This window comes from Dyadobacter sp. HNCC25DJ186 (assembly GCF_056895235.1).
The window spans coordinates 720817-746543 of the sequence record NZ_JBXHAS010000003.1 but is presented as its reverse complement, the minus strand read 5'-3'; the positions used below and the strand labels follow the sequence as shown (position 1 = coordinate 746543).

Here is a 25727-nt window from a genome sequence, read left to right as displayed (position 1 = left end):
TGTATTGATCAACTGATTTACGACAAAGCGGATGATTGGTTGAATCCGAAGAATAGATAAATGTATCAGGTTAAAAATAATTTTCTTGATTTCAACCCCTATGATCCTAATAGATATTTTTTCATTCCTCCGAAGCCCATCTTCATTCTTTGATGTTGGGAAGAATGAGACAATAGGCAGAAAGCTATTGGTTTTTAAAAATGCTTTTATTTTGTGTTTTTTGGGCTCTTTTACACTTTTTTTATTTATCACCGTACCGATTGATTCCGTATTAAAATCCAGATTTCACATTTCCTTAATTGAGGATTTTCAGGAACATCATAAGAATTTTCTTGCGTCTAATTCTGAAATGCTTGTTTTGATTAAAACATGTGCCCTCGGGCCATTTGTCGAAGAATGTTTATTTCGACTGCCGCTACTTACAAAATCCTTAAAATTAAGAATACTATTGCTTTTATTATTATTCGAGGACCTTCTTCCAAATCGCTTTCAATTGGATATTTCCATTTTTTGGTACAGTTTCATTTTATTAATCATATTTGGATCAGTCCAATTTCCCAATAATATCGCAGAGGAGAATTATCCCAATATCAATAAAAAGAAAAGTTACAATTATATGAGCTGGGTTTTAACGGCAGCTTTTGGATTGGTACATATCTATAATTTCACCCCGTTGAACTGGTCATTCATTTACCTATACCCATTTTATGTCCTTCCCCAGTTCGTATATGGCGTTGTTTTTAGTTATTTGGCTATCAGATATAATTCGCTTCTGTGGCCGTTGCTTTTACATGCATTCATCAATTCAACCAGCCAGATCCATAAATTGTTAACGGAATTGTTTTAAAGATTAAAACCAATGTGTATAATTTCTTTAAATTTTTGATTATGAAGATATTATAATTTCGCTGACCATATGTTGACCTGGCCGTTGTTGCTGCTTAAAATTTTGAATTATCCGTTTATTCCAAATTTGATTAAAAAACCGACTTCAAAATTAGGCGACTTATTAACTTAGTTCTTACCTTGTTTTCTTAACTTTTCTGTGGAAGGGATAGTATTATGCAGCTGATAATCAATAAATTAATTTCCATTTATCGAAATTTTAAAGATAGTTTCCTTATTATGATTGGTATTTATGGAGGTCGGTTGCTGGCAAAATATTATCCGGATATTAAGATGTGGGTATATAATTTATTTCAGTGAAAACCAGAAAGCGTATATGGTTAGACGTAGACGGCTGTATTTATTTTATCTCTCATTTTTTTGGATGACGACGCATTGCTTTGCACAAGTCAGGCATGTTACGGGAGAGGTGAAAGACTTAAAGGAAGAGCCGGTTTCATTGGCTTCCGTAAGGATTGATGGCGGGACTAAGGGCACACTTACCAACGAAAAAGGGATTTTTGATTTAAAAATGAGAGAATCTGATGCGCAGATATTGGTCATAACTGCCTTCGGATTTCAGACGCAGCGTGTGCGATTGAATGGCCGTATGAAAAATATTTTTATTGTTCTTGAACCTGAGATAAAACAACTGGACACGATTGTTATTTTTCCGGATAGCTCATTAAAAGCTTTGCTAACGAAGGCTTACAGGAGAATAAATGATAACTACCCTCAAAATCCGATGGAATTATTCGGATTTTACAGATCCTTTCACAAATCAGTTCAAAATAACCGGTATCTGAATTTTACTGAATCATCATTACGTATACAACAAAGCGGATACCAGCATGCAAATCAGGATGCGCAAGTGGAGGTGCTCAAAATAAAAAATCTCGTATTACCTCACAGAGATAGTGTAGACAATGTCCGATATTTCGGTGGTGCTTTTATGGCAAATTGGAATGACCCGGTCAAAATGAGAGCTTCATTTTTAAATCCTGTGCATTTTGAGAAACGATTCAGCTATCATTTGGAATCTATTTCAACATATAATCAGGGGAAAGATTCTGTTTATGTCATTCGCTTCAATTCCACGGACAGGGAGGAGACTAAAGAAGGTAAAATCTGGATTGACAAAAAGACTTTGGCCTATCAAAAAATTGAATGGAAAGACAGCGACCCTAAAAATGTTAATCCGCTGATTCCATTGAAGAGACTTACAAGAAACTACCTGACGCTTTACGGCTACCAGGATCAAAAATATGTCTTGAAATGTACTGTAATAAAAGGAACAAACCACAACAAGAAAACCGGGCAGGATATTGAATATGCACTGGAATTTATTACATCTGCCATTAATATAAGCCAGGACATAACACCAATAACATTTGAGAAGCGGCTTAAATTTGGTGAACTGTTTTCCGAAATAGAAAGCAGTAATAATGTAAGTTTTGAGGACGAGTATGCGACAATTGAGCTTGATTCAATAGTAAGATTAGAAAGGCTTGTGATTTCAAAAGAGAGAATTTCAGGATCTGATTTTGGCAGTTTGTCTCTCTATAAAACAGACACCAAAGCCAAGGTACATAGGGTAGTAAAACGTCTAGTGATCAGCTATGCGCTACATACAGCATTCTTTAAATCTTCGGGCAAAGAGCTTGTCTGGTTGGGTCATGTTGGAGATGCAAATAAAAACGCTGGTGAAAATCCTGGATCCCGTATTATTTCGGCAGGCGTGTTCAGCATTGGATATGCGCTGACACCCTACAAGTTATTAAAAATCGATTTTGTTGAAGCATTATTTGCATCCGGTATTTTCAAATCAACAGCAATCAAATTTTATCAGTATTTCCTGATAAAGCAGAAAGGAAATCCGCTGTTTTTGTCAGCGTCGATAGGGCTGTCGGCAGGTAAAGGTGGTATGTATGTTGGCAGATTAAAAGATTCCAAAGGCCTGGTTATTAGTGGAGAAGTTTTGATAGATACCCCAAAGGTTTATTTGGGCGATCGATATGTTAGTAGTATGGCAAGTGCGGGTCTCGAATACCGCATAAAGCGACTTTCCTATTTTTGCGAGCTGAATTATACCCGGAATTTCAGCCGGGAAGATATCCTGATTATTAAGAACAAAAGAAATTTTTTGGTCACAAAAAATATTATCACAGATTATCCGTCCAAAGATATTTTGATTACTCCTGCGAATATCCGTGTTGCAGTTTCTCCTATGTCGATCACATGTGGTGTCCGTATAAAATTTTGATTATCAGGTATTTGTGGTGGAATTATTTATGTATGTTATTTTTAAAAACAGCCAAATAATGATCATGAACCGTGCAAATTTGCAATCGCTCAAAATCGCAACCCGCGTTGTAATTATTATTTTTTCAGGTCGTTTGTTGATGAAATATTATCCTGAAATAAAGAGCTGGGTATTATCATTTTTTTTGTGAAATACCGAACCATTTCATTACCAATCCCTAAATTATTTCCTCTTATGTTTTGACAGGCTTTCAGTTATTATACATTTGTAACTGTTAGCCATTATTAAAATCAAAACCGTATGCAATCAGCACCTGACAGTATCCGTGATATTTTTTATAATCACACGGGAAACCTTATCCATAAGTGGGATCACTATTTTGACATTTATGAAAAATATTTTTCGAAGTATCGGGGGCAAAAAATTAACATTCTAGAGATCGGTATTTCTCACGGCGGTTCGCTGCAATTGTGGAAGAAATATTTTGGTGCGTATGTCCATATTTATGCGATTGACATCAATCCGGATTGTAAGAAGTTACAGGAGGAAAACACGACGATTTTTATCGGTTCTCAAAGTGATAAAGACTTTCTGAGTAGTGTGGTCAGCCAGTTGCCGGAACTTGATTTTATTATTGACGATGGCGGGCACACAATGGAGCAGCAGCTGGTATCCTTCGAAATGTTATATATGAAAGTAAAAGAGGGCGGGCTGTATATCGTTGAAGATACGCACACATCTTACTGGGATGAATTTCATGGAGGTCTGAGAAATCCTGGTTCTTTTATTGAAAAATCGAAAGATCTGGTTGATTCAATTTATGACCATCACGTGGTTGACAAAAGTAAAATACGGATCGATGAAATCACGCGCCATATCAACTGCATATCGTTTTACGACTCCATTGTCGTTTTTGAGAAACAATTACGCAAACAACCTTTTCACAAACAGATCGGAAGGAAAACAATTACACCTTATGAGCCAGTGGAATTAAAAAAGAAAACGATTTTGGATTCGATAAAAGGGATTTTCAAAAAGGAGGAAGCACATCCATTTTCCCTTAACGATGGCGGAATTGAGGAGATCAAATAAATTTTTAATTCTTATTGCCGTTAATACAAAAAGCAGCCAGTTAAGATTTCGTGCTTATCCGGCTGCTTTTTGTGTATAGATCAAAACTTTAAACTAACGGTTCCTGCTGGCTCAAACAGTGAAAGCTGCCTTGTCCCCAGATAATTTCAGTGGCATCTAACGGAATTATTTTCCGGTCGGGCATTGCTTTTTCAAGAATATCAATCGCAATCTGGTCATTTGGATTATTAAATACCGGAACGATCACACCCGCATTACACATCAGGAAATTTACGTAAGAACCCGGTGTCCGGAAGTCGTCGATGATAACTGCTTTTGGCATAGGTATTTCGATGATGTTCAGTTGTTTTCCATTCAACAAACGCATCTCTTTCATCATTTTGAGATTCGTCTGAAGGATATCAAAATTTTCATCATTCGGATCATTTTCTACTGCTGCAATCACCGTGTCTTCGCTGATGAAACGCGTCGTATCGTCAATATGTCCGTCAGTGTCGTCACCAGCAATGCCGGCTTCAACCCAGAGAACTTGCCCGGCTCCGTAATAGTCATACAGATACTGCTCAATTTGCGCCTGATTTAAATGGGCGTTGCGGTTTTGATTCAGTAGACATGATTTGCTGGTGAGGATAGTGCCAGCGCCATTGAATTCAACGGAACCTCCTTCCATAATGATTCCGGGCGTAATAGTCGGCAAATTTAGATACTTCGCTATGGCTTGCGGCGTGCGGTTGTCGTCGTCATAAGGAGGATATTTTCCACCCCAGGCGTTATGGCCCCAGTCAACGATCATCTTTTCTTTTGTATCCGGATTGATCAAAAAAGCAGGTCCATGGTCCCGGCACCAGGCGTCGTTTGTAGGTTTGACTACAAATTCAATTTTAGACAAATCTACGCCGATGGCACCGAGCTGGCTTTCAATAAAATCTTTCAGTTTTTGATCATTTGCCACGATACCGACAATTTCTCCTTCGCTAATAGCCTTGATAAAAGCGAGATATTGCGGATACATTTTTTCAAGTCTGTCGCCCTGCCAGGAAGCGTCGTTATGAGGAAATGTCAGCCAGGTGGCGCGGTGTGGGTGCCATTCGGGCGGAAATGTGAATCCTGCTGCTTTTGGCGTTGAAGAAAGATTGTTTTGTGACACGATCGTATTGGGGTATGAATTGCTGAGATTACTTCAAATTAAAGTACAAAGGTCGCAAAGGTTTTTGAAATGATGTAAAAAAATAGTGTAAGGAAGTGCCAAAAGGACGTGCACGAACAAAAATGTTTTCTTTTAAAACAAAAAATCCAAACACCTTGCGGGTCTGGATTTTTTTTCAAAACGTTGATTAAAGTAAATAGGAGTTAATTATTTGACACAAGAACGTTTTCTACTAAATAAGATCCGTCTTCTGTTGTGAGATTATAAGCAGTTTCAACTTTACGCGCATTGGTCTGTACGATACCGACTTTCCAGGAAGATACCTTTCCCGTTGAGGGCTCGTAGTGATACAACACATCATTTTTTGATAACTGTTTCATCGTTTTATTTCCCCTTTTCGTTTGCACCTGATGCTGTGGTGTTGCTTCTAAAAGCAGGGCAGGGACAAGCGGCCAGGATTCTTTGGAGACCGAAGACTCGTTGACAGGGCGAAGGTATAAGGCTGTCAGCAATGCATTTGGGTTATGGTAAACCTCCACTGTTTTTACCTCAGTTTCTCTACTTTTACCCTTATGGCAGGTCTTTACTTTTTCGCCAACTTTTACTTCACGTATAGGTTTGACAGTTCCGTCGGCCATGGTTACTGTTGCATTAGCGCAAAAGTATTTATCCTGCTTTTTCTCTTTGGAAGAAACCTGTTGAGTTACTTCCTTTTTTATTTCGGCAGTTTCGCCATTTTTAGTCTGAGCTGTTGCAGCAAAAGACAGCAGAGAAAGAAATGGAATAATGATTGTTTTGCGCATAACAGTTTTTTAATTAGGCTTTTGAAACTCGTACGAATACTTTACTGAAAAGGTTAGGTAATCCGCCAAGTGCAATCAGGACAACGCCTGCAATAATTAAAGTTGACATATGCGTGAAATACGCACCGGTTGTCAGAATACCAAGAATCAAAATTGTTGAGAACGGAAGTGAAAAGGCCAGCAGTAACACGGCAAGTTCCATATCAAACGTTCTTTTCTCTTTGGCCATTCCCATGGCATCTTCGCGTAAATTGAAAGCAGAAATATGCGCCAGAGGCCAGAAACTTGCGGCACTCAAAGGAATGACGATGGCAAGCAGGATCATGGATTGATCGGAGATATTTAAAACATAGATCATTCCTGCACTGATCAGCATCGTGCTGCCGGCCCTGAATAAAAGAATACTTGCGACAATACGTTTTTTTCCTTCTTTAAGTTGAACCGCAAGACCGATGAAAACCAGCACCAGTGGTGTCATCATCGCGCTTGTTTTGTCAAAAATTTCAGTGATTACAAAGGGTAGTGTAGAATAATTGATTCCAATGCTTAATAGAATAATGGCAAGAATAATCAGTACATTGATAGGCTCCTGAAGCATATTTCCGAACAGACTTTTAAGTTTTCCTCCTAATTTGGTTTCCTTATCCTGGCTGTTTTTCAGGAACATGTTCATCGCCAGAATGTAAAGAGAAATCAGAACGAAAAATTTATTTCCAACGTCGGCCAATGCGGCAATAGCCAAACTTTTTTCGCCTAAAAATTCAGCAATAAACGGGAAACAGGAAAGTCCCGGAGCCAGAGATGGAATCAACATCATCAGTGTTCTGCCGGTTGGGCTGTTTTTTTCAATACCGAAAAGTGCAAATGCGAGTGGCGCAGAGAAAAACATCAGAAAGTTAAACACCAACGTCACAAGCGGAATGATGAGCATTGACGAGTTCATTTCAATCTTCATCAGTGAGATAAAGATTGTGGATGGCAACGCAACAGAAAGGATGATCTCTTTAATACCGTTGGTCTGCTCCTTACTTTTAAACTTCCCGCGGAGAAGTAATCCCAATGCAATCAGTAAAAGTAAAGTAATGGTTTTTTGTAAGGCATCACTCATGGTTAAAGATTTTTATTGACTGGATACCGGAAAAAAAATCCGGCGTACTAAAATGAATGGAAAAAAGTATTGGCTGGTTTTCTGGAATGCAATATCCGGTTGGATATACGTCCGGAAAACCAGCCATCTTTCAGGTAATGGTGGATTAACTTATGGTACCAAGGGCGCTTACGAATGCTTTCATTTCGTCCATTGTACCCATACTAACACGTAACCAAGGCTTGTTCTGAATATCAAATGCACGGCAGGAGATATTTTTTGCAGCCAGTTTGGTCAGCATATCTTTACCAGGAATATTGATAGGGAAAATCACGAAGTTGGTGTAAGACGGGATGTATTTGTAACCCATTTTATCAAGATTGCCAAGAAGATATGTTTTTGCTTCGTGGTTCATCTTACGTGTCATCACCTGGAATTCGCTGTCATCCATAGCAGCAGAAGCAGCAGCGATTGAAGTATAAGATATACCCATACCACCACGCGTGATTTTTTCGATTTGTTTAATAAACGTTGGTTGTGCAGCGATGTAACCCACACGAATACCAGCCATTCCCATGATTTTTGAGAAAGTACGTGCAATAATTACATTTTTGTTTTTCTGAAGCAATCCAACCATACTTTCAGTATCCGCACCAACGGCTAGTTCGATGTATGCTTCGTCAACGAAAATCGGCACTTTTTCAGAAACGCGCGAACAGAAGTCTAACAAGTCCTTACCGGTTGTGATCGCACCCGTTGGGTTGTTAGGGTTACAGATGTAAACAAGTTTAGTGTCTTTGTCAACAGCAGCTTCCATCGCTTTCAAGTCGTGGGAGTGGTTATCTGTTACCGGAACAGCTTTCCAAGTTGCGCCAACAGATTTTGCAACCTGAACAAGTGACATATAACAAGGATCAGCAGAAACAATATTTCCACCGTGCATGAAAAGTACCAAAGCTACTTTTTCCAACAGATCCGAAGATCCAGGACCCATCATGATGTAGTCTTTCGAAACGCCTTCTTTTTTAGCGATTTTATCAACCAGATCATTCATTTCTTTCCATGCATAGCGGTTTCCACCAGCTACTGAATCACAAACAGCCTTTTGAGCACTTTTTGGTGGGCCGTATGGGTTTTCGTTGGCACCGATACGGATCATTTTAGAAAGATCTGGTTTTTTGTCCAGGAAGTGCTCACGCACCATTGGGCTACGGTAAATGCGGTTTTCAGGATCAAGTGATAATGGCATGTCGTCGAATGCACCACCAAAACTCATGTGAGGAGCCAGGGTCATACCACCAAGAGCCAATAAGCCTGATTTTAACAAATTGCGACGGTCGATTTTTTGAGTCATTGTAATAGTTTTTTAGTAATGGGATTGTAAAGATTAAGCAAATGGGTATTAGAAAAGCAATGAATAAAAATTGAAATAAGTCAGCCAGGAATTCACCTGACTGACTGGTAGTTTTATTGTGCCTGAACCTGCGAGAACCTTGTAAAAGATACTCCCTTGTAAGTTCCGGTCCATGATATTCTCGCAAGTGAACCTTTAACGGGCGCGGCGATCCCTAATTCTGCCCAGGTTTTGTCCAGTGAGACTTTACCGTCCGCGCCAGAAGTTACTTCACCTAATACAGCTCCTGTTCGCATGGTGATTGCCACTTTTACACCTGAAACAGGTATTGAATCAATACCAACTGTGTTGTTCAGGATTCCGCTTTTATCTAATTCTAAAATTGTCGCAGAAAGTGTCAGTTTTGTGGAGGCGGCCGGGTATCCAACGGCTGGATCTTTTTCCTGAGGATATCCGAAAGGTGCTCCGATAATGTTCACAACAACTGGCGCGACTGTGGCGTCTACCCATGGATCTTCTTCTTTACAAGCGGTGAAAGCAGCACCGGCAAGCAGACAGATAACCAGAATTTTGAAATGTTTTTTATATGAATTCATTTTCAGTTTTGTTAAGTCGATCACTTAATTTTTCCGGTTTGGATTATTCAGCCCACCAAAGTTTTGTTTTCATATCATCTTTGCCACCAAGCAAGTTGACGCCGCCTTCAACGCTTTCTTTATTAAGAGAATACTCGTTGGTTGAATATGTAAACCTTGTTGGCAAAACACCGTCGTTGTTCAACACTGCGCGAACATCAGGTGCCGGGAATTTTGGCAAGCCCGTGCGGCGCCATTCTGCCCAGGCTTCGATACCCTGACCAAACAATGCCACCCACTTTTGCTCCATGATCTTCTCTTTTGTGGCCGTTCCAAGTTTAGCAAGGAATGCCGCAGGAGGCGTCAGGCCATATTGTGTAAAAGAAGCATTGACAGCAGTTTTGAAATAGGCATCTGCGTCACCGGTAATGTCTCCATCAAAAGCAGCTTCCGCAAGAATGAAGTTTAACTCAGCAAAAGTCATGATAACTTCTGGTGCAGTTGCTTTCGTAAAATAATTTCCAATCGTAGAACTTGATGAGAGGAAAGTAGTAGCAATCGCATCTGGCAAACCATTCGGGTGACCTTGGTAAACTCCGTCCTTGTTTGGGTTACCATAAACCATAATTCTTGTATCACCCATGGAATTCATCTGATCAACCAATGTTTTACTCAAATTCCAGTCCGTACGACCGCCTTGAATAATGATCTGGTTCCACTCGTTGTTACTTGGCAAAACTGCTGAACAGTTCAGCTGAGCGTTGTCCGCATTTGTAGTGAAAATCGGATAGGTTGTCGCGTCTCCAAGAATCTCCGTAAAAACAGCTTTTGATTCTGCCGGTTTCTTTTTCGCCTGACGATTAGCAAGTCTCAAACGAAGTGAGTTTGCGAACTTTTTCCATTTTAATACATCACCGTTGTAAACAATATCACCTGCAACGGCCGGACCGCCAACGGTCAATAATGAATTTGCTGTTTTTAGATCCGCCAGCATCGCTGCATAAATAGCTTCCTGAGAGTCATATTTAGGCGTATAAATCGGTGTCTCCGCTGTTCCCTGAATCGCTTCTGAGTAAGGAATCGGTCCGTACATATCTGTAAGCAGCGAGAAAACCCAGGTTCTCATCACCATTGCAACACCTACATAATTTGCGTTTGGTGTTGCGCCGTCTGGTGAGGAAATTGTAATGATGCGTTGAAAGTTAACCTGTGCATCATTGTAAAAACCTTTCCAGTTATTGTTTGTTACTGCAACAGATACCGTGTAATCATCACCTTCGTTGGAATAAATATTACGAGTCAGATGCTGCATGTAAAGTTCGGCCGCATCAATGTTGATACGCTCAAACCGGTCTCTGTGTCCCCAGTAACGGTCAATTGAAGATTCAAGGCCTGAGGTTAGAAGATACTGTGCCTTTACCAGCGTTGGATCGTTCGGATTGGAGTTTAATTCTTCAAAATCCTTGGTACAGCTGTTCATCGAGAACATCGCAGCTGTCAGCGCAAGTATTAGTGGTTTATATGCTATTTTTCTCATAATGAAAGTCGGTTAAAAGATCCCGGATCAACAGGAAGATTAGAATGAAAAGCTTAAATTAACACCCATACTTCTTGAACTCGGAAGCTGGCCATAACCAAATCCCTGCGCGTTTCCGCCTTTTGAATCAAACTCAGGATCCACATGCGGTGTGTTTTTGAAGATCATCCATACGTTACGTCCAACCAGTGAAAGTTTAGCAGTCTGGAAGAATGTTTTCTTCAAAAGGTAAGGAGGCAGGCTATATCCAAGTGTCAATTCACGTAGCTTCACATAACTTGCGTCGAAAATTGCTGCTTCGTGGTAGTTACGAGGATTGTTATAAGCGTAAAACTCTTTTGCAGGAATGATGATATCATTTTTTGCGAATGTTCCATCAGCCATTTGTTTAACACCGTCTCCGATCACACCTTCTTCACGCCCGATAGCAGTTTCTTCATACTGACCAGTCCAGCGACCTGTTCCTGTTCCTTCGTCGAAAATATCACCGCCCATACGAACGTCAACCAAAGCTGAAACGGTTACACCTTTGTAGGTAAATGTATTGGAAACACCACCTGTCCAGTCTGGCTGGATGTTGCCAAGTTTGATTGTTCCAGGTGCAACTTGTGGTAAACCGTTGGCATAAATTACTTCGCCATCAGGTGAGCGTAACCAGCCTTTTCCGTAGTAAGTACCATAAGCTTCTCCGATTCTTGCTTCTGATGTCATACCGCGTTGTGTAGCAAGCGTGTAGGTTGTAAGACCCTCTGCAAGTGCGACAACTTTATTTTTGTTTTTAGCAAAGTTAACTGCGATATCCCATGAGAAGCCATTTGATAATTTAACCGGGTTAGCAGTCAACATAATCTCAACTCCTTTGTTAGTGATCTCTCCCGCATTTAGAACGCGGGTGTCATAACCACTTGCTTTTGAAATCTCAACTGCAAGGATCTGATCTCTCGTACTCTGACTGTAATAAGTCATATCAAGACCTATTTTTCCTTTAAAGAATCTCAAATCAGCTCCAAATTCTTTACCCGTTGTAATTTCAGGCTTTAAAGTAGCGTTTGCGATTTTTACAGCCTCAGCAAATTTACTCATGCTACCATTCCATGAACCGTTCGCAGTGAAAGTCTGCTGCAAGGCGTATGGATCCGCATCATTACCCACTTGCGCTAAACTTGCACGAAGTTTTGCGAAACTCAGAACATTGCTTTGTACATCAAAAATGTCTGTCAGTACGGCGCTTAACGAAACGGAAGGGTAGAAGTAAGAGTTGTTGTTCGAAGGCAATGTACTTGACCAGTCATTTCTTGCTGTCAAATCCATGAACAATTGATTTCTCCAACCGATTTGAGCTGCACCAAAAACACTCTGGTTTTCCGACTTGGTGATTGTACTTTGGATGGTGTTCAAACTCGGGATTGAGTTTGCTGCGTTGTATACGCCATCTACAACCAGCTCACCAACTGCGAAATAGTTTCTCTTGTAATTGTTGGTTCTTTTGATCGCACCAGCCTGAAGATTTAAAGCAAAATCTTTCGTTACATCTTTGTTGAATGTGAAAATAACGTCTGTATTTGTTTCCTGATTCCGCAAAACTTCCTCGTTATATCTGCCAGGTGTTTTAGTGCCGTTTCTTACTCTTTCAAAGTTTGTAACATTGATACGGGTATCACTCCAAACGTCTGTTCCTGTCCGAAGCATCACGCTCAATGAAGGAAGGATTTTGTAGTTGAAAGAAATATTTCCCAATAGTCTGTCTTTGTCATTTCCACTTGTAAGATTTCTCTGAGAGAAATAGGGGTTAGTGAAGAATGTATGCTGCCAGTTTGGCGGATCAGTATCTCCTGGGATTTGATTGTGCGTAGAAGTATACTGTTCGTAGTTACGAAGCTGTTTCCAGGATACGTGTCTGTGAGCCCAGATAAATTCCTGGCCAGATGTATATCCGCGGTTATCAGCACCTGACTTGATGTATTCAGCAGATAGCGCTACACTGAAATTCTTGGTCATGTTATAACCAGAGTTAATTTTCATATTGTAACGGTGGAAATCATTGTAATAAGCGATCCCGCTCTGTTTTGTATGACCTAACCCTAAACGGAAATAACCTTGGTCGTTTCCACCTGAAACAGCGACGCTGTTTGAAATTGTGCTACCAGTGTTCCAGAATTCATCCCAGTTGTCTGGCTGCGGAGTTAACGGAGCTACATCATTTCCTGTCCACCATTGTCTTACTAAACGGCCGTCCATCGGTGCTCCCCAGCTTTCATCTGTTCCTGCCGTTCCTGAAAGAGGTGCAGTCGGTCCGTAAGCCGCGCGGTATTGTTGAATTTCGAGCGGGTCGGTGATTGCGCCGCTCCATCCATTGTTATACCAGGTTCTGTAACCATTTCCACCACCATAAGTGTTTTGGAATTTAGGCTTGATCCATGGGCGCTCAAAGGTTACGTTAGAATTGACTTCAACGCCAATTCCTTTTGTGCCTTTACCATTTTTGGTAGTTATCAAAATAACACCGTTGGCTGCACGAGAACCATATAAAGCTGCTGCGTTCGGACCTTTCAAAACAGAAATCTCTTTAATGTTATCAGGGTTAACTTCTGACATACCGCCACCATACTGGTTTGATGTAGATGTTGCTGACGCCTGTTGCATCGGCACACCGTCAATTACAATAAGAGGCTGGTTGTTACCGGAAATAGAACCAGCGCCACGGATCTGGATGGTAGAACCACTTCCAGGGCCGCCGTTCGACTGAATTCTCACACCGGCAATCTTGCCGGAAAGTGCGTTTGCTACGTTCGTTGAACGTGATTCAGTAAGGCTTGAACCTTTCACTTCCTGAACCGTATATCCTAATGCTTTTCTTTCACGCTCAATACCAAAAGCTGTAACCACAACTTCTGCCAATTGGCGCGTGTCAGCATCTAATTTGATGTCAAAAACAGATTGGTTCCCAACAGGAATCTCTTTAATTAAAAAACCAACATAAGAAACAACCAAAACGCCGTCGCCAGGAATAGAAAAAGAGAATTTTCCGTCAGCATCAGCATTTGTACCCGTATTTGTGCCTTTGTAAATAATAGAAGCACCAGCTAGTCCCAGACCATCATCGGCCGCAGTTACCTTTCCACTAATTTCGCGCGTTTGTGCATTGACAATCGGAGAAAGCAGACAGGCCCATAAGAACAATAGTAAAGTTTTACGCATGGGAATCCGGTTAAATTAATTAGGTGAGTACTATTAGTAGAGTCGGTAAAAAAAGTTATGGCTGTGGTGTCCACGTTTCTGTGCGCCGCACACACTTTCGCATGGACAGAACAGCACAGCCATAAGCTTACAAAACTGCTTTTCCGGAAAGCAATACCCTCTTAATCGAGGACAAACAGTGGAATCTTTCTGAATACTGGCAACCAGGTCCAGGTTTTGATAAAAATGTTTGTCCACGCTGACAGGTAATTCATTATTAATATTTTCTGTAAAAAGGCAGAACTTCTTTGCTGTCGTCCCTTCGGGATCGAACAGATTTAGAGGATCGTGTTCCCCTTCTTACACTAGATATATTCAGTGCGGCTGGAATATATCTGACAGTTAAGAAGTCTAGTCATTCGTTTAATGACATTTCAAATATACTGACAAAGTGAACAAATGCAAGAGAAATTATTTAAAAATTGAATTTTATTGCAATAATAATTGGTTGATAGAGGTTATTGGCGAATAACATTGCATTTTACTTATATTTAATTAAAATTATCTTACTTTGATCCAATCTATAAGCTTAATAGAGTTAATCTTAAACAAAGTAGTTCGAATTTTATAAGTTCTAAATTTACCTATATACGCATTAATTTTTGTAAAAACGCGGAAATTGAGTTTAAATTTCGTTAAAATAATTTATATTTTTTGCAAAAATTAAGAAAATAGGTTTTGAATAATGTGAAAACGAAAAAAGGATTGCACAGGGCAATCCTTTTGTAATATCGGAATAATTATATTTGTGGTAACTTATTTTCCGTCGAGGTAACGACTTAGGATTGGTTTGTAGGAATCCACGCGTCGGTCACGGAAGAATGGCCAGGTTGTTCTGTAATGATCCAGTTTTTGCAGATCGATTTCTTCAACGTGAACAATTTCTTCAATGTGCGGAGCGAGATATAACAGACGTCCATGTGGGTTAGCGATAAAGGAGCCGCCCCAGAATTGCTGGTCAGCTTCCCGGCCAACACGATTAACCGAAACAACGAAAACGCCATTAGCCACTGCGTGACTCCGCTGGATTGTTTGCCATGCGCCATATTGTTCGTCGTTGATAACCGGGTCCGTTTCATTGGTATCCCATCCAATGGCTGTTGGATAGAACAAAATTTCGGCTCCCATCAAACTTGTGATACGGGCTGCTTCAGGGTACCATTGATCCCAGCATATCAAAACGCCTATTTTAGCAAATTTTGTATCGAAAGTCCGGTATCCGTTTGTGTCAGATTCTTCCAGTGACGCATCACCAGGCGTGAAATAAAACTTCTCATAGTAGCCGGGATCATCCGGAATATGCATTTTACGGTACTTTCCTAAATATGACCCGTCCGCGTCAAGAACTGCGGTGGTGTTATGATATAAACCATGGGCACGTTTTTCAAATAAAGAAGCAATAATAACGACACCCAGTTCTTTTGCCAGCGAACTTAAAGATTCCGTGGAAGGACCAGGTATGGCTTCTGCGAGTTCAAAGTTTTTGTGGTCTTCAACGTCGCAAAAATATAATGATTTAAAAAGCTCCTGCAAACAAACAATTTGTGCTCCTTTTGCAGCCGCTTCTCTTATTTTAGACTTAGCTTTTTCAAAATTATCTTCTACATCCGCGGAACAGCTCATCTGAACGATTCCGATATTTACTTTCTTGTTCATTCCGGTTGTTTATGTTGATTGAGTAATCGGATTTAAAAACATTATTTACTGAATGGAAGTTCTTTGATATCAAAATCGAAGGAGAGCTTGTTCATGCAATTGAAATGTTTTTTTGGACATTGTTTATAACCGATCTTGGAACAAGGACGGCAGTCGAGGTCATTATTTTCTATTACTTCAAAAGCCGTTTTGTAAGGATACATGCCAAAAGCAGGCACCGTATTGCCCCAGATTGAATAAACTTTCTTTTTAAACGCTGCGGCCACATGCATCAATCCGGTATCATGGGAAAAAACGATGAATGATTGTTCTATCAGCGATGCGGATTGATTGAAATTATATTTTCCACAACCGTTGAAAATCAACCTGTCGCCAATTGCCTTCCTGATTTCTTCCCCCGCTTCGAAATCTTCTTTTCCACCCAATAAGATGATCGGGGAATTAATTTTCCTGCATAGTTCGATCATCCGGTGAACCGGAAGTTTTTTAGTCGTATGCTGTCCGCCGATAGCATAGGCTACAAAATCTTTCTGGTGCGTTTCTGGAATCCAGTCTCTTTCTACTTTGTCTTTATAGGGAATAAAATAATCCAGACCGAGATCATCATTTTTGACGCCTAATGGTATAACCGTGTCCAGATACCGGTCCACGATATGAATGTCCGGCAGATAATTTATTTTAAACTGTGTTTGCAGCCATTTCTGCGCATTCAATTTTTTGAAAGAAAAGGACCGCTGGAAAAGTGCCAGTTTGATATGCAGTGTTCGTAAATTGGTATGCAGATCGATGATATAATCAAAGTTTTCAGCACGCAATTCCTTGATCATTTTATTCAGACTCCCATCCAGCAGCCAGATTTTATCCACATTAGGATTATCTTCCAGCAGAAAACCGAATTTACTTTTGGTGAAATAATGAATTTCAGCTTCCGGATATTGCTGTTTCAGACAACGTATAACGGGAGTAGTCAGAACGATATCGCCGATCGAGGAAAAGCGGAGGATTAAAAACTTGACAGGTTTGTTCACGATTTATCTTTTACTTCCAATGTTTGATCCCGGTGCAATACTTGCGGCCGTTTGTGTTTCCAACGTTTGTGGCTCCACAGCCAGTTGTCCGGTTGCCTTACAATATCCTCTTCTAAAAACGAAATTTGTCTTTGAAGAATATAATTTGTCGGCTCTTGTTTCGGGGTTTCTGTGATAAGCCGGAAATAGAATTTGTAAAATCCCCGCTTAAAATTATTCCTTAAAACACCCATATACAAGACTGGTGCATTAAGTTTTCTGGCGATAAGCTCAACGCCACGAAAAACGCCCGTGTCCTGGTTTAAAAAAGTTGTCCAGTAAGCACGTTCCGGCGCAGGTGACTGATCATTGATGAGGATAAAGAGAAACGGTTTTTCACGCGGACTTAATGCACGCTGAAAAGCTTCTTCCATGGGCACCATTTCTGTACCAAACTGCGTCCGGACATCCTTAAACCAGTTGTCAAATGTCTGGTTGGCAAGCTGATGGTATACTACAACCATTTGATAACGAAAACGGACCGAGCCAAAAAGGTTGAGCATTTCCCAGTTTCCGAGATGCCCGGCTACAACGACCAGGTTCTTTTTCTGAGCATAATAGTAATCCAGAATATCTGAATCCGCTTCAAAGCGACTTAGTAAATCACTTTTGGAAATGCTTCTTAATTTGATCGTTTCAAAAATGATGTCTGTAAAGTTCTGATAGTATTTTTTCGCGATTGCCCGGATCGTGTTTTCATCTTCCTGTGGGAAACTGTTTCGGAGATTGGTTAATATCACCTTTTGACGATAATGAAATACATCAAAAATGAAAAAGCGAAGGATGTCGGAGAGGCGATAGATGGATTTCCAGGAAAATCTGGAAACGCCGTCCAGGAGTTTAATGATAATGCGGGTAAGGAAATTTTCCATACATGACTTACTTAAAATGACCGTGTTGGTATGAATAACCGCACTAGTCATTTTAGAAGGAGATATGGAAATGGCCCGTAACTATCGCCGGGGTACTAAATCTAGTAATTGTTCAGGCTTCAGACATTCGGGTTTACAATGTTTCCAGCGTCTGTGGCTCCACAACCAATTGTGTGGCTGAAGTCTGATATCCTGTTCCAAAATCTGAATCTGCTTTTCCAGAATCCCGTTGACAGGGACTTCCTTCGGCTTCTCGGTTATCGTTGTAATGTCAACATGATAATAACCTCTTTTGTTCTCGATTTTGCTGAATTCTGCGTATAGTACAGGAAGATTCAGTTTTCTTGCAATTGCCTCAACACCACGGAAAATTCCAGTATCCTGATTCAGGAATTTAGTCCAAAAAGCGGTCTTCGGATTTGCAGACTGATCGTTGGCAAGAACAACCACAAAGGGTTTTTCGCGGGGTGTTAAGAGCTCTTTGAAAATCTTATCCATGGGCACCAGTTTCGCCCCGAATCTTGTGCGATAATCAAGAAACCATTTGTCAAAAGCCTTGTTTTGCAAAGGCCTGTAAACCACGATACAATCATGAGAAAATTCCAGCGAAGAAAACAAATTGGCAAGTTCCCAGTTTCCACGGTGGCCCATGAGAAAAATGGCGCTTTTATTTTGTTTATATAAATCGTTAACAATAGTCAGATCACCCTGAAGCCTTTCTCTGATCACTTCCGGAGACGCAGTGCGAAACTTTAAAGTTTCAAGGATCAGGTCGGTGAAATGAATGTAAAAGTTTTGTGCAATGACTTCAAGTTCTTTTGCTGATTTGTCAGGAAAGCTGTTTTTAAGATTTTCATCAATAACTTTTTTGCGATAACCTATCACATCAAAAATCAGCCAGCTGAGCGCAGTGGATACCCGGAATGTATTTTTCCAGGAAAGGCCGGCAATGGAATTCAGAAAGAAAATTGAAGTTTTTGCAACTAGTTTATTCATATATAATTTTTTGCAATATTACATATAACGTATGTGTATTAAAAATTAGCATTTGTTTTTAAAATTAGCTAGCTTCACTAGACCAATCAAAAGCGTATCTGTGTTAGAAAGCTTATTTGACATAAAGAATGATCGTCGCCTCAGCGTATATCTGTATCGGATGGGATTCGGTATGTGGCTGATGTATCTGGCACTTGGCGCGCCTGCGCTGCATGCCTACAAACACTACCGTCTGGACTGCGGAGTTTTTTCCGTTGTATTGATGGTGGTGGGATTGTCAGCTTCTATGGTTTTTGATTATTTCCACAACCGTGAAGCTTATGAGTATAAGAAAAAGTGGCTTTTTGTAAGCTACCTTGTACTTGCAGGCGTTATTTATTTCTTCATTTTATAAAGAACATTACCAACAAACGGATCTCTTATTAAATCTGCTTGTTCACTATTTCTTCAATTTTCTGAAACGTTAAACCAGGAAGCGCTGCAACTTTTCCAATGACGATAACGGCTGGGGATTTGATTTCTGCTTCTTTGGCCAGCATTAAAATATTTCCAATCGTTCCTAAAACAATTTTCTGCTCCGGTAACGATCCGTTTTGAATGATGGCGATGGGTTCGTCAAATTTATCAAGATCAGCATAAATCGTAATAATTTCTTCCAGTTTATGCGTGCCCATTAAAATCACAACCGTCGCAGAAGAGCATGCTGCCCAGGGAAGATCTGCGGATAGTTCATGAGATTTTGTCGTTCCGGTAACAACCCAGAAGCTTTCGCTCACGCCACGTGAAGTCAAAGGAATTCCTGCCAGAGCCGGAACCGCATAAGTACTTGAAATGCCGGGAATTACTTCCGACTCAACACCATATTGGGCAGCATATTCGATTTCTTCATAACCACGACCGAAAATAAAAGAATCGCCGCCTTTCAAACGGATAACTTCGCCGTATTCGCTGGCAGAAGCTACAATCAGTTTATTGATTTCATCCTGTCCGCAGCTAACTTTCCCAAAGCGTTTTCCAACATGAATTTTTAAACAATCTTCCGGACAATGATCAAGGATGGACGGATGCACAAGCGCATCATAAAGCACAACTTTTGCAGTTTGTAATGCTTTAATTCCTTTTAAAGTGATCAGATCAGGATCGCCGGGACCGGCACCGATTAATGTAAGTTTCATGGGGAAATGGCTGTCGGCTTTCGGCGATCAGCTGTCAGTGGGTTATTTAATACGAATTCCTGGCTTATGCGGAAATCGATGAATAGGAGAAGATTAGTAATTAGTGCGAGAAGTCAGTTTTTAAAATTTGACTTCTCGCACTAAACTAAATATTAGCTACCAATTGATAGCGGACTGCCGAAAGCCGACAGCCACAATATTATGAATCTTTTCCGAACGAAAGTTCCTGCAAAACAGGTTCTCCTGTTTCCATTAACTGAGCTCCGCGTGTATTTCGAACGAAGTTCAAAAAGTCTTCTGCTGTTTTTACAAAATAAGTGGCAAATTCTTCGGTTGGTTCGAATTTGTTGATACTGAAAGCAAGCGAACGGAAAGGTGTTTCTTCTGAATCCGGAAGAACGTATTCAGCCGGAATTTCATATTTGAATTCTTTTCCGAAGTTACTTTCGAAATCGTTGATGATGCCATACTGTGTATTTGTGCTCACATCTTTCGTCATCAACAATCCTTTTGCACCCGTGATCAAAACATTATAAGCATGATAAATCGCATCAGCCCAGATTTTTGATTCGAAGTTTTCTTTGGCAAGATTTAACTTTTCCTGTCCTTCTGTGATCGTCGTAGCTACTAAATCCACCAAAACGCTGGCACATTCACCAACGCCGATTTCAGTTTTGAATATTTCGTCATGATCCCAGTCGCGGTAATCATCTTCCTGAATTGTAGAAAGATCTGCAATTGGTTTCAAAAGCTGGAAGAAATAATTCTTAGTCTGACGTGCGTAATATTGGTTGAAATATTCTCCGTCGTACGCATTTGACTCGTAATCGTTGAAGATCGTACGAAGTGCTTCCGGTCCTCGTTTCGCAGGAACCTTAATCACTTTATCGCCAATCAAACCAATTCCGTCTCCGGAAAAGCCACCACCTAACAAAACCTGAAGAGCTGGCAAAACCAGTTTTCCATTTTTAATAGAGCTTCCGTGGAAACCAATGTTAGAAGCGTTATGCTGGCCACAGCCATTCATACAACCGCTGATTTTGATCTTGATATCCTGGTTGTAAATCATTTCAGGAAATTCATCCTTCATGACATCTTCCAGCACACGCGTGATTCCGTAACTGCTCGTGATGGCAAGATTACAAGTATCTGTTCCCGGGCAAGTTGTAATGTCCATCGTGCTGTCAAAACCAGGGTTGACCAATCCTAATTTTGCAAGTTCATTATATACTGATACAAGGTCTTCACCTTTAATAAAACGAAGAATATATCCTTGGTTAACCGTTACACGGATATCATCGGCAGCATATTGACGTACAATATTAGCCAAAGAACGCGCAGTGTCAGAATGCATATCCCCTAACAAAACACGTAATTGAACCGCATACCAACCTTTTTGTTTTTGTTCAAGAGTATTGGTTTTCAACCATTTTGTGAATTCAGAAATGTCTGAAACACTTTCAGAAGCAATTTTAAAAATTTCTTCTTCACTCAACGATGGGCGAGGAGCGTGGTTGATTGATTCTGCTTCGTTGGTACCGAATAAATCATCCGGAATCTGGAAAATTTTGTTTTTTACGGCAATGCGTTCTTCCTCCACTTTCGCCATCATTCCTTCCAATCCAAGATCGTTCAAAAGGAATTTCATACGCGCTTTATGGCGACGAACACGTTCTCCGTAACGGTCAAAAACACGAAGCAAGGCTTCAATGAAAGGAATAACATCTTTTTCTTCAAGGAATTCAAAAGCAGTTTGTGCAGAGAAAGGCTGCGCGCCTAAACCTCCGCCAATCAAAACTTTGAAACCTTTTACTTCTTCTCCTGCTTCGTTTGTTCCCATTTTGGCAATCAGGCCAACATCGTGAATAAACGCCAGGGCAGAATCTTTTTCAGAAGAAGAAACCGCTATTTTGAATTTCCTTCCCATATCCTGATTGATCGGATTGCGAAGGAAATAAGTAAAAATCGAATGTGTTATTGGTGTAACATCAAAAGGTTCGTCCGGGTCAATACCTGCTACCGACGAAGCCGTTACGTTACGGATTGTATTTCCACATGCTTCTTTCAGCGTAATTCCAGCATCTTCCAGGTCCGACCAAAGTTGTGGTGAATCCGAAAGTTTTACAAAGTGCAGCTGAATATCCTGACGCGTTGTTGCATGCAAATTTCCGGTAGCAAATTTGTCGGAAGTATCTGCAATGCGAACAAGCTGATCCGCCGTGATACGTCCATAAGGCAGTTTAATACGGATCATCTGCACGCCTGGCTGGCGCTGACCGTATACACCGCGCGTCAGACGAAACTTACGAAAAGCTTCCTCCGGCGTTTCACCCGTATTAAACGCATTGATCTTGTTTTGTAAATCAACAATATCACGTTTTGCTGCGGCTGATACTTTGTCTGTAATTACTAAATTATTCATGGTGATGTATTCTTATAACCTATCGGAATAGTATATTAACTGTATATCGGGAAAAAAGGTGCGGGAGATCCGCTCCTTTTATTCAACCATACAAGCGCCTACGGTAACATTCGACGTTTCGTCAATCAGAATAGCAGCGCCATTGGCTCTGTTTTGCTGATATGGGTCGTAAGCGATCGGTTGCGCTGTTCTTAAAACAATTCTTGCGACATCGTTTAATTTCAAACTTTCAACCTCATCCAGTTTTTCGTAGGAATTGATATCGATCTGATATTCTATGCTTCTAACAGAGCATTTTGTTCTTGCAGTTCCGTGCTGAAGGAGATATTTGTCGCCGGCTTTCAGTGTCTTGCGGTCATCCATCCAGCAAACCAATGCTTCGATGTCCTGACTTACGATTGGCGAATTGTCAACTGAAACGATCATATCACCGCGGCTGATGTCCACATCGTCTTCCAGAAGAATGGTAACCGATTCAAAAACGCCTGCTTCGATAATTTCCTGTCCGCCGAATTCAATTCTTGCGATCTTTGATTCTGTGCCGGACGGCAAAATTTTAACAGCTTCGCCTTTTCTCAAAGAACCGCTTTGCAAACGGCCCGCATAACCACGGTAATCATGTAATTCCTCAGTCTGAGGACGGATCACATATTGTACAGAGAAACGTCCGTCTGTCGTGTTTTTGTCTTTTAAAACATTTACGGTTTCAAGGACTGACAACAATGTTTCGCCTGTATACCAAGGCATATTTTTAGATCTGTCAACAATATTATCTCCGTTCAGCGCGCTAACCGGGATAATCGTCAAATCTTTAATGTTCAGTTTCTGGGCAAGATCCTGGTATGTTTTAGCAATTTCCAAAAACGCATCTTCCGAATTGCCAACCAGATCCATTTTATTGATCGCCACAACCACGTGAGGAATTCCCAACATGGAAGCAATCAGCGAGTGACGGCGGGTTTGTTCAGCAACACCATGACGGGCATCAACCAGAATAATCGCCAGATCTGCATTCGAAGCACCAGTAACCATGTTACGGGTATACTGAATATGTCCCGGCGCATCGATCGAAATAAATTTACGGTTTGGCGTCTGGAAATATTTGTAAGCTACATCGATCGTAATGCCTTGTTCACGTTCAGAACGAAGTCCGTCCGTTAAAAGAGCCAAATCGATTTCACCATCATTTCGGCTTTTGCTGGCGCGTTCGATGGCTTCCATCTGATCTGCCAGAATATTTTTTGTATCAAAAAGCAAACGCCCGATTAACGTACTTTTACCGTCGTCTACGGAACCTGCTGTTATAAATCTTAGTAAATCCACCTTGTTTTAATTATGAATGAGAGAATGATAGAATGAGTGAATGGGCTCTGATGAGCTTTCTGTCAGTTTCTCATTGTTTAGAAATATCCTCCTTTTTTACGGTCTTCCATCGCAGCTTCTGTTTGCTGATCGTCGATGCGGGTTTCGCCGCGTTCGCTGATTCTGGAAACTGTGATTTCAGCAATTACTTCTTCCAATGTTGCTGCGCTTGATTCCACGGCTGCGGTACAAGTCATATCACCCACCGTACGGAAACGAACTTGTCTGGTTACAATCTGATCTTCCGGATCTTTTTCGATTACCGGCGTATTGTATAACAGACGTCCGTCGCGCAAAATACACTCACGTTCGTGAGCGAAATAAATGCTTGGAAGTGTAATTCCTTCTCTTTGAAGATATGCCCAAACGTCTAATTCAGTCCAGTTGGAAATCGGGAAAACACGTACGTTTTCGCCTTTATGAATGCGCCCGTTGAAAAGGTTCCAAAGTTCAGGTCTCTGACGTTTTGGATCCCATTGTCCGAACTCATCGCGGAAAGAGAAAATGCGCTCTTTCGCACGTGCTTTTTCTTCATCACGACGCGCACCACCGATGCAGGCGTCAAATCCGAATTCTTCAATTGTGTCTAGTAAAGTAAAAGTCTGCAACCAGTTACGGCTCGCGTTTTTACCAGTCGGTTCTTTCAGATTTTTCGCTTTGATGGTATCTTCCACATAACGAACGATCAGTTTCGAACCTGTTTTTTCAGCAAGCATATCACGGTAATCCGTAGCTTCCACGAAGTTATGGCCCGTATCAATATGAACTAACGGAAATGGAATTTTACCCGGAGCAAATGCTTTTTGAGCAAGACGAACCAGGGTTATTGAATCTTTTCCTCCTGAAAATAGTAACGCCGGACGTTCAAACTGACCAGCCACTTCACGCATAATGTAAATCGCCTCTGCCTCTAGCTGATCCAGGTAGTCCGGTTTACTACGGTCAATATTTCCTTGGTCGCTAAGATCCGACGCCTCTTTTACTGAAATTGACATACTTACTTCATTAGACATTTAATACTTCTTCTTTATTTACGTAGCATTGGGATGCTTTTATTACTTCGCGTGCAAACCACATTCTTTCTTCGACTCATCTTCCCACCACCAACGTCCGGCGCGGAAATCTTCGCCTTCCTGGATGGCACGTGTACAAGGTGCGCAGCCAATACTTACAAAACCTTTGTCGTGCAACGGATTGTAAGGAATGCCATTCGATTTTACATAGGTTTTTACTTCCTCGAAACTCCAATCCAGAATCGGGTGGAATTTGATCAGGTCATGTGCCTCATCAATTTCCAGCTTATGCATAGCCTGACGATTTCCTGACTGCTCTGCCCGGATACCGGTAACCCAGATTTTTGCTCCTTTCAAAGCTCTGTTCAAAGGCTCAACCTTACGGATAAAGCAACATTCCTTGCGGTTTTCAACAGAATCGTAAAAACTTAAAGGGCCCTTTGTACTAAGTAAAGCCTCCGCAGAATCCGTTTGAGGATAGTATGCCTTTATTTTGGTATCATACCGATTGTTTGTTTTTTGAAGCGTCATGTACGTTTCGTTAAACATTCTTCCGGTATCCAAAGTGAAAATGCTGATATCCAGATTATTCTTTAGAATAAAATCTGTAATAACCTGATCTTCATAACCAAGGCTGGTAGAAAATACGACCTGACCCGGAAAAAGATCTGCCAGAATTGTAAGCGATTCAATTTCGCTTTTGCCTTCAAGGGCGGCGGTTAATGCGTCTATGTTTGTGTTCATGGTGATTCGCCTTGTATTTTTTTACACAGAGGAAATTGGAGCTTCAAAAGGAGGGGCACGGAGTTTTTAGTTTTATCTCTGTGTATCCGCGCGCCGTCCGCTCTTTTTTTCTCTGTGGAACTCTGTGTAACCTAATGTTTATTTTATGCGCTAAGAATGTCTATTTTTAATTCTTCAACTGAATCCCCAAATAAGGAAAATCCAAAGCGTCCCATAATTTCTATAAAAGTAACTTTACTAATCCCAACAATATCGGCCGCCTGACCAAGGGTAACTTTTCCTCGTTCGTATAGCTGGCCTGCAAGAAGCATCTTCAATTCAAATTCTTCTGATTCTACTGCTTCTGGTAAATTGATGGTTAGCGTTTTCATAGTAAGTGATTTTGTATGATTATAAATCAAGCTTGCAAAATCTAAGAGTTAAATGTTAGCTCTATTAAT

The 25727-nt window shown here is 40.7% G+C and carries 21 protein-coding genes; 4 read left to right on the top strand and 17 right to left on the bottom strand.

The features are described from left to right. Positions 1 to 100 precede the first annotated feature (100 nt). From AC1XUO_RS13000 to AC1XUO_RS12990, 3 genes are all read left to right on the top strand, one after another. Positions 101 to 847: a CPBP family glutamic-type intramembrane protease gene (locus tag AC1XUO_RS13000; RefSeq protein ID WP_483330248.1), complete on the top strand. Its 747-nt coding sequence runs from the start codon at positions 101 to 103 to the stop codon at positions 845 to 847. A 423-nt stretch (positions 848 to 1270) separates the two neighbouring features. Further along, complete coding sequence (locus tag AC1XUO_RS12995) at positions 1271 to 3148, top strand: carboxypeptidase-like regulatory domain-containing protein (protein ID WP_483330247.1); 1878 nt, start codon at positions 1271 to 1273, stop codon at positions 3146 to 3148. Between the two features lie 300 nt (positions 3149 to 3448). Then, a complete protein-coding gene (locus AC1XUO_RS12990) occupies positions 3449 to 4240 on the top strand; it encodes a class I SAM-dependent methyltransferase (protein WP_483330246.1) in 792 nt (263 codons plus the stop codon). A gap of 88 nt (positions 4241 to 4328) precedes the next feature. Here AC1XUO_RS12990 and AC1XUO_RS12985 read toward each other — a convergent pair whose 3' ends face one another. The 11 genes from AC1XUO_RS12985 to AC1XUO_RS12935 all read right to left on the bottom strand — a co-directional run bounded on the left by AC1XUO_RS12985 (position 4329) and on the right by AC1XUO_RS12935 (position 18571). Then, a complete protein-coding gene (locus AC1XUO_RS12985) occupies positions 4329 to 5387 on the bottom strand; it encodes an agmatine deiminase family protein (protein WP_483330245.1) in 1059 nt (352 codons plus the stop codon). Between the two features lie 203 nt (positions 5388 to 5590). Beyond that, the gene (locus tag AC1XUO_RS12980; protein WP_483330244.1) at positions 5591 to 6190 is read right to left on the bottom strand and encodes a Hint domain-containing protein; all 600 of its coding nucleotides are present in this window, start codon (positions 6188 to 6190) and stop codon (positions 5591 to 5593) included. A gap of 13 nt (positions 6191 to 6203) precedes the next feature. Continuing rightward, positions 6204 to 7298 (bottom strand): AEC family transporter, encoded by a 1095-nt coding sequence (locus AC1XUO_RS12975; protein WP_483330243.1) that lies wholly within the window; start codon positions 7296 to 7298, stop codon positions 6204 to 6206. Between the two features lie 145 nt (positions 7299 to 7443). After that, positions 7444 to 8631: a pyridoxal phosphate-dependent aminotransferase gene (locus tag AC1XUO_RS12970; protein WP_483330242.1), complete on the bottom strand. Its 1188-nt coding sequence runs from the start codon at positions 8629 to 8631 to the stop codon at positions 7444 to 7446. Between the two features lie 113 nt (positions 8632 to 8744). Then, on the bottom strand, positions 8745 to 9227 hold the full coding sequence (locus tag AC1XUO_RS12965) for a hypothetical protein (RefSeq protein WP_483330241.1): 483 nt from the start codon (positions 9225 to 9227) through the stop codon (positions 8745 to 8747). 43 nt (positions 9228 to 9270) lie between these two features. Further along, positions 9271 to 10743: a SusD/RagB family nutrient-binding outer membrane lipoprotein gene (locus AC1XUO_RS12960; protein ID WP_483330240.1), complete on the bottom strand. Its 1473-nt coding sequence runs from the start codon at positions 10741 to 10743 to the stop codon at positions 9271 to 9273. A 39-nt stretch (positions 10744 to 10782) separates the two neighbouring features. Further along, positions 10783 to 13941, bottom strand: a complete 3159-nt coding sequence (locus AC1XUO_RS12955) for a SusC/RagA family TonB-linked outer membrane protein (protein WP_483330239.1) — start codon at positions 13939 to 13941, stop codon at positions 10783 to 10785. Between the two features lie 795 nt (positions 13942 to 14736). Then, positions 14737 to 15636 (bottom strand): carbon-nitrogen hydrolase, encoded by a 900-nt coding sequence (locus AC1XUO_RS12950; RefSeq protein ID WP_483330238.1) that lies wholly within the window; start codon positions 15634 to 15636, stop codon positions 14737 to 14739. Positions 15637 to 15677: 41 nt separating this feature from the next. After that, positions 15678 to 16664: a glycosyltransferase family 9 protein gene (locus AC1XUO_RS12945; RefSeq protein ID WP_483330237.1), complete on the bottom strand. Its 987-nt coding sequence runs from the start codon at positions 16662 to 16664 to the stop codon at positions 15678 to 15680. Next, complete coding sequence (locus tag AC1XUO_RS12940) at positions 16661 to 17626, bottom strand: lysophospholipid acyltransferase family protein (protein WP_483330236.1); 966 nt, start codon at positions 17624 to 17626, stop codon at positions 16661 to 16663. The genes AC1XUO_RS12945 and AC1XUO_RS12940 overlap by 4 nt, the downstream gene beginning before the upstream one ends. A gap of 30 nt (positions 17627 to 17656) precedes the next feature. Then, positions 17657 to 18571 (bottom strand): lysophospholipid acyltransferase family protein, encoded by a 915-nt coding sequence (locus AC1XUO_RS12935; protein ID WP_483330235.1) that lies wholly within the window; start codon positions 18569 to 18571, stop codon positions 17657 to 17659. A 100-nt stretch (positions 18572 to 18671) separates the two neighbouring features. Between AC1XUO_RS12935 and AC1XUO_RS12930 the strand changes: the two genes are divergently transcribed. Beyond that, the gene (locus AC1XUO_RS12930; protein ID WP_483330234.1) at positions 18672 to 18965 is read left to right on the top strand and encodes a hypothetical protein; all 294 of its coding nucleotides are present in this window, start codon (positions 18672 to 18674) and stop codon (positions 18963 to 18965) included. A gap of 28 nt (positions 18966 to 18993) precedes the next feature. Here the strand turns inward: AC1XUO_RS12930 and cobA are convergent, their stop codons facing one another. The 6 genes from cobA to AC1XUO_RS12900 all read right to left on the bottom strand — a co-directional run bounded on the left by cobA (position 18994) and on the right by AC1XUO_RS12900 (position 25658). Beyond that, positions 18994 to 19746, bottom strand: a complete 753-nt coding sequence (cobA, locus tag AC1XUO_RS12925) for a uroporphyrinogen-III C-methyltransferase (protein WP_483330233.1) — start codon at positions 19744 to 19746, stop codon at positions 18994 to 18996. Positions 19747 to 19945: 199 nt separating this feature from the next. Next, positions 19946 to 22168 carry a HEPN domain-containing protein gene (locus AC1XUO_RS12920; protein ID WP_483330232.1) on the bottom strand — a complete coding sequence of 741 codons (2223 nt, stop codon included), beginning with the start codon at positions 22166 to 22168 and terminating at the stop codon, positions 19946 to 19948. Between the two features lie 78 nt (positions 22169 to 22246). Continuing rightward, entirely contained in the window at positions 22247 to 23491 is a 1245-nt protein-coding gene (locus AC1XUO_RS12915) for a sulfate adenylyltransferase subunit 1 (protein WP_483330231.1), read from the bottom strand. A gap of 77 nt (positions 23492 to 23568) precedes the next feature. Then, on the bottom strand, positions 23569 to 24525 hold the full coding sequence (gene cysD / locus AC1XUO_RS12910) for a sulfate adenylyltransferase subunit CysD (RefSeq protein WP_483330230.1): 957 nt from the start codon (positions 24523 to 24525) through the stop codon (positions 23569 to 23571). Between the two features lie 60 nt (positions 24526 to 24585). Beyond that, positions 24586 to 25287: a phosphoadenylyl-sulfate reductase gene (locus AC1XUO_RS12905; protein WP_483330229.1), complete on the bottom strand. Its 702-nt coding sequence runs from the start codon at positions 25285 to 25287 to the stop codon at positions 24586 to 24588. A 143-nt stretch (positions 25288 to 25430) separates the two neighbouring features. After that, positions 25431 to 25658, bottom strand: a complete 228-nt coding sequence (locus tag AC1XUO_RS12900) for a UPF0175 family protein (protein ID WP_483330228.1) — start codon at positions 25656 to 25658, stop codon at positions 25431 to 25433. Between the last annotated feature and the right edge of the window lie 69 nt (positions 25659 to 25727).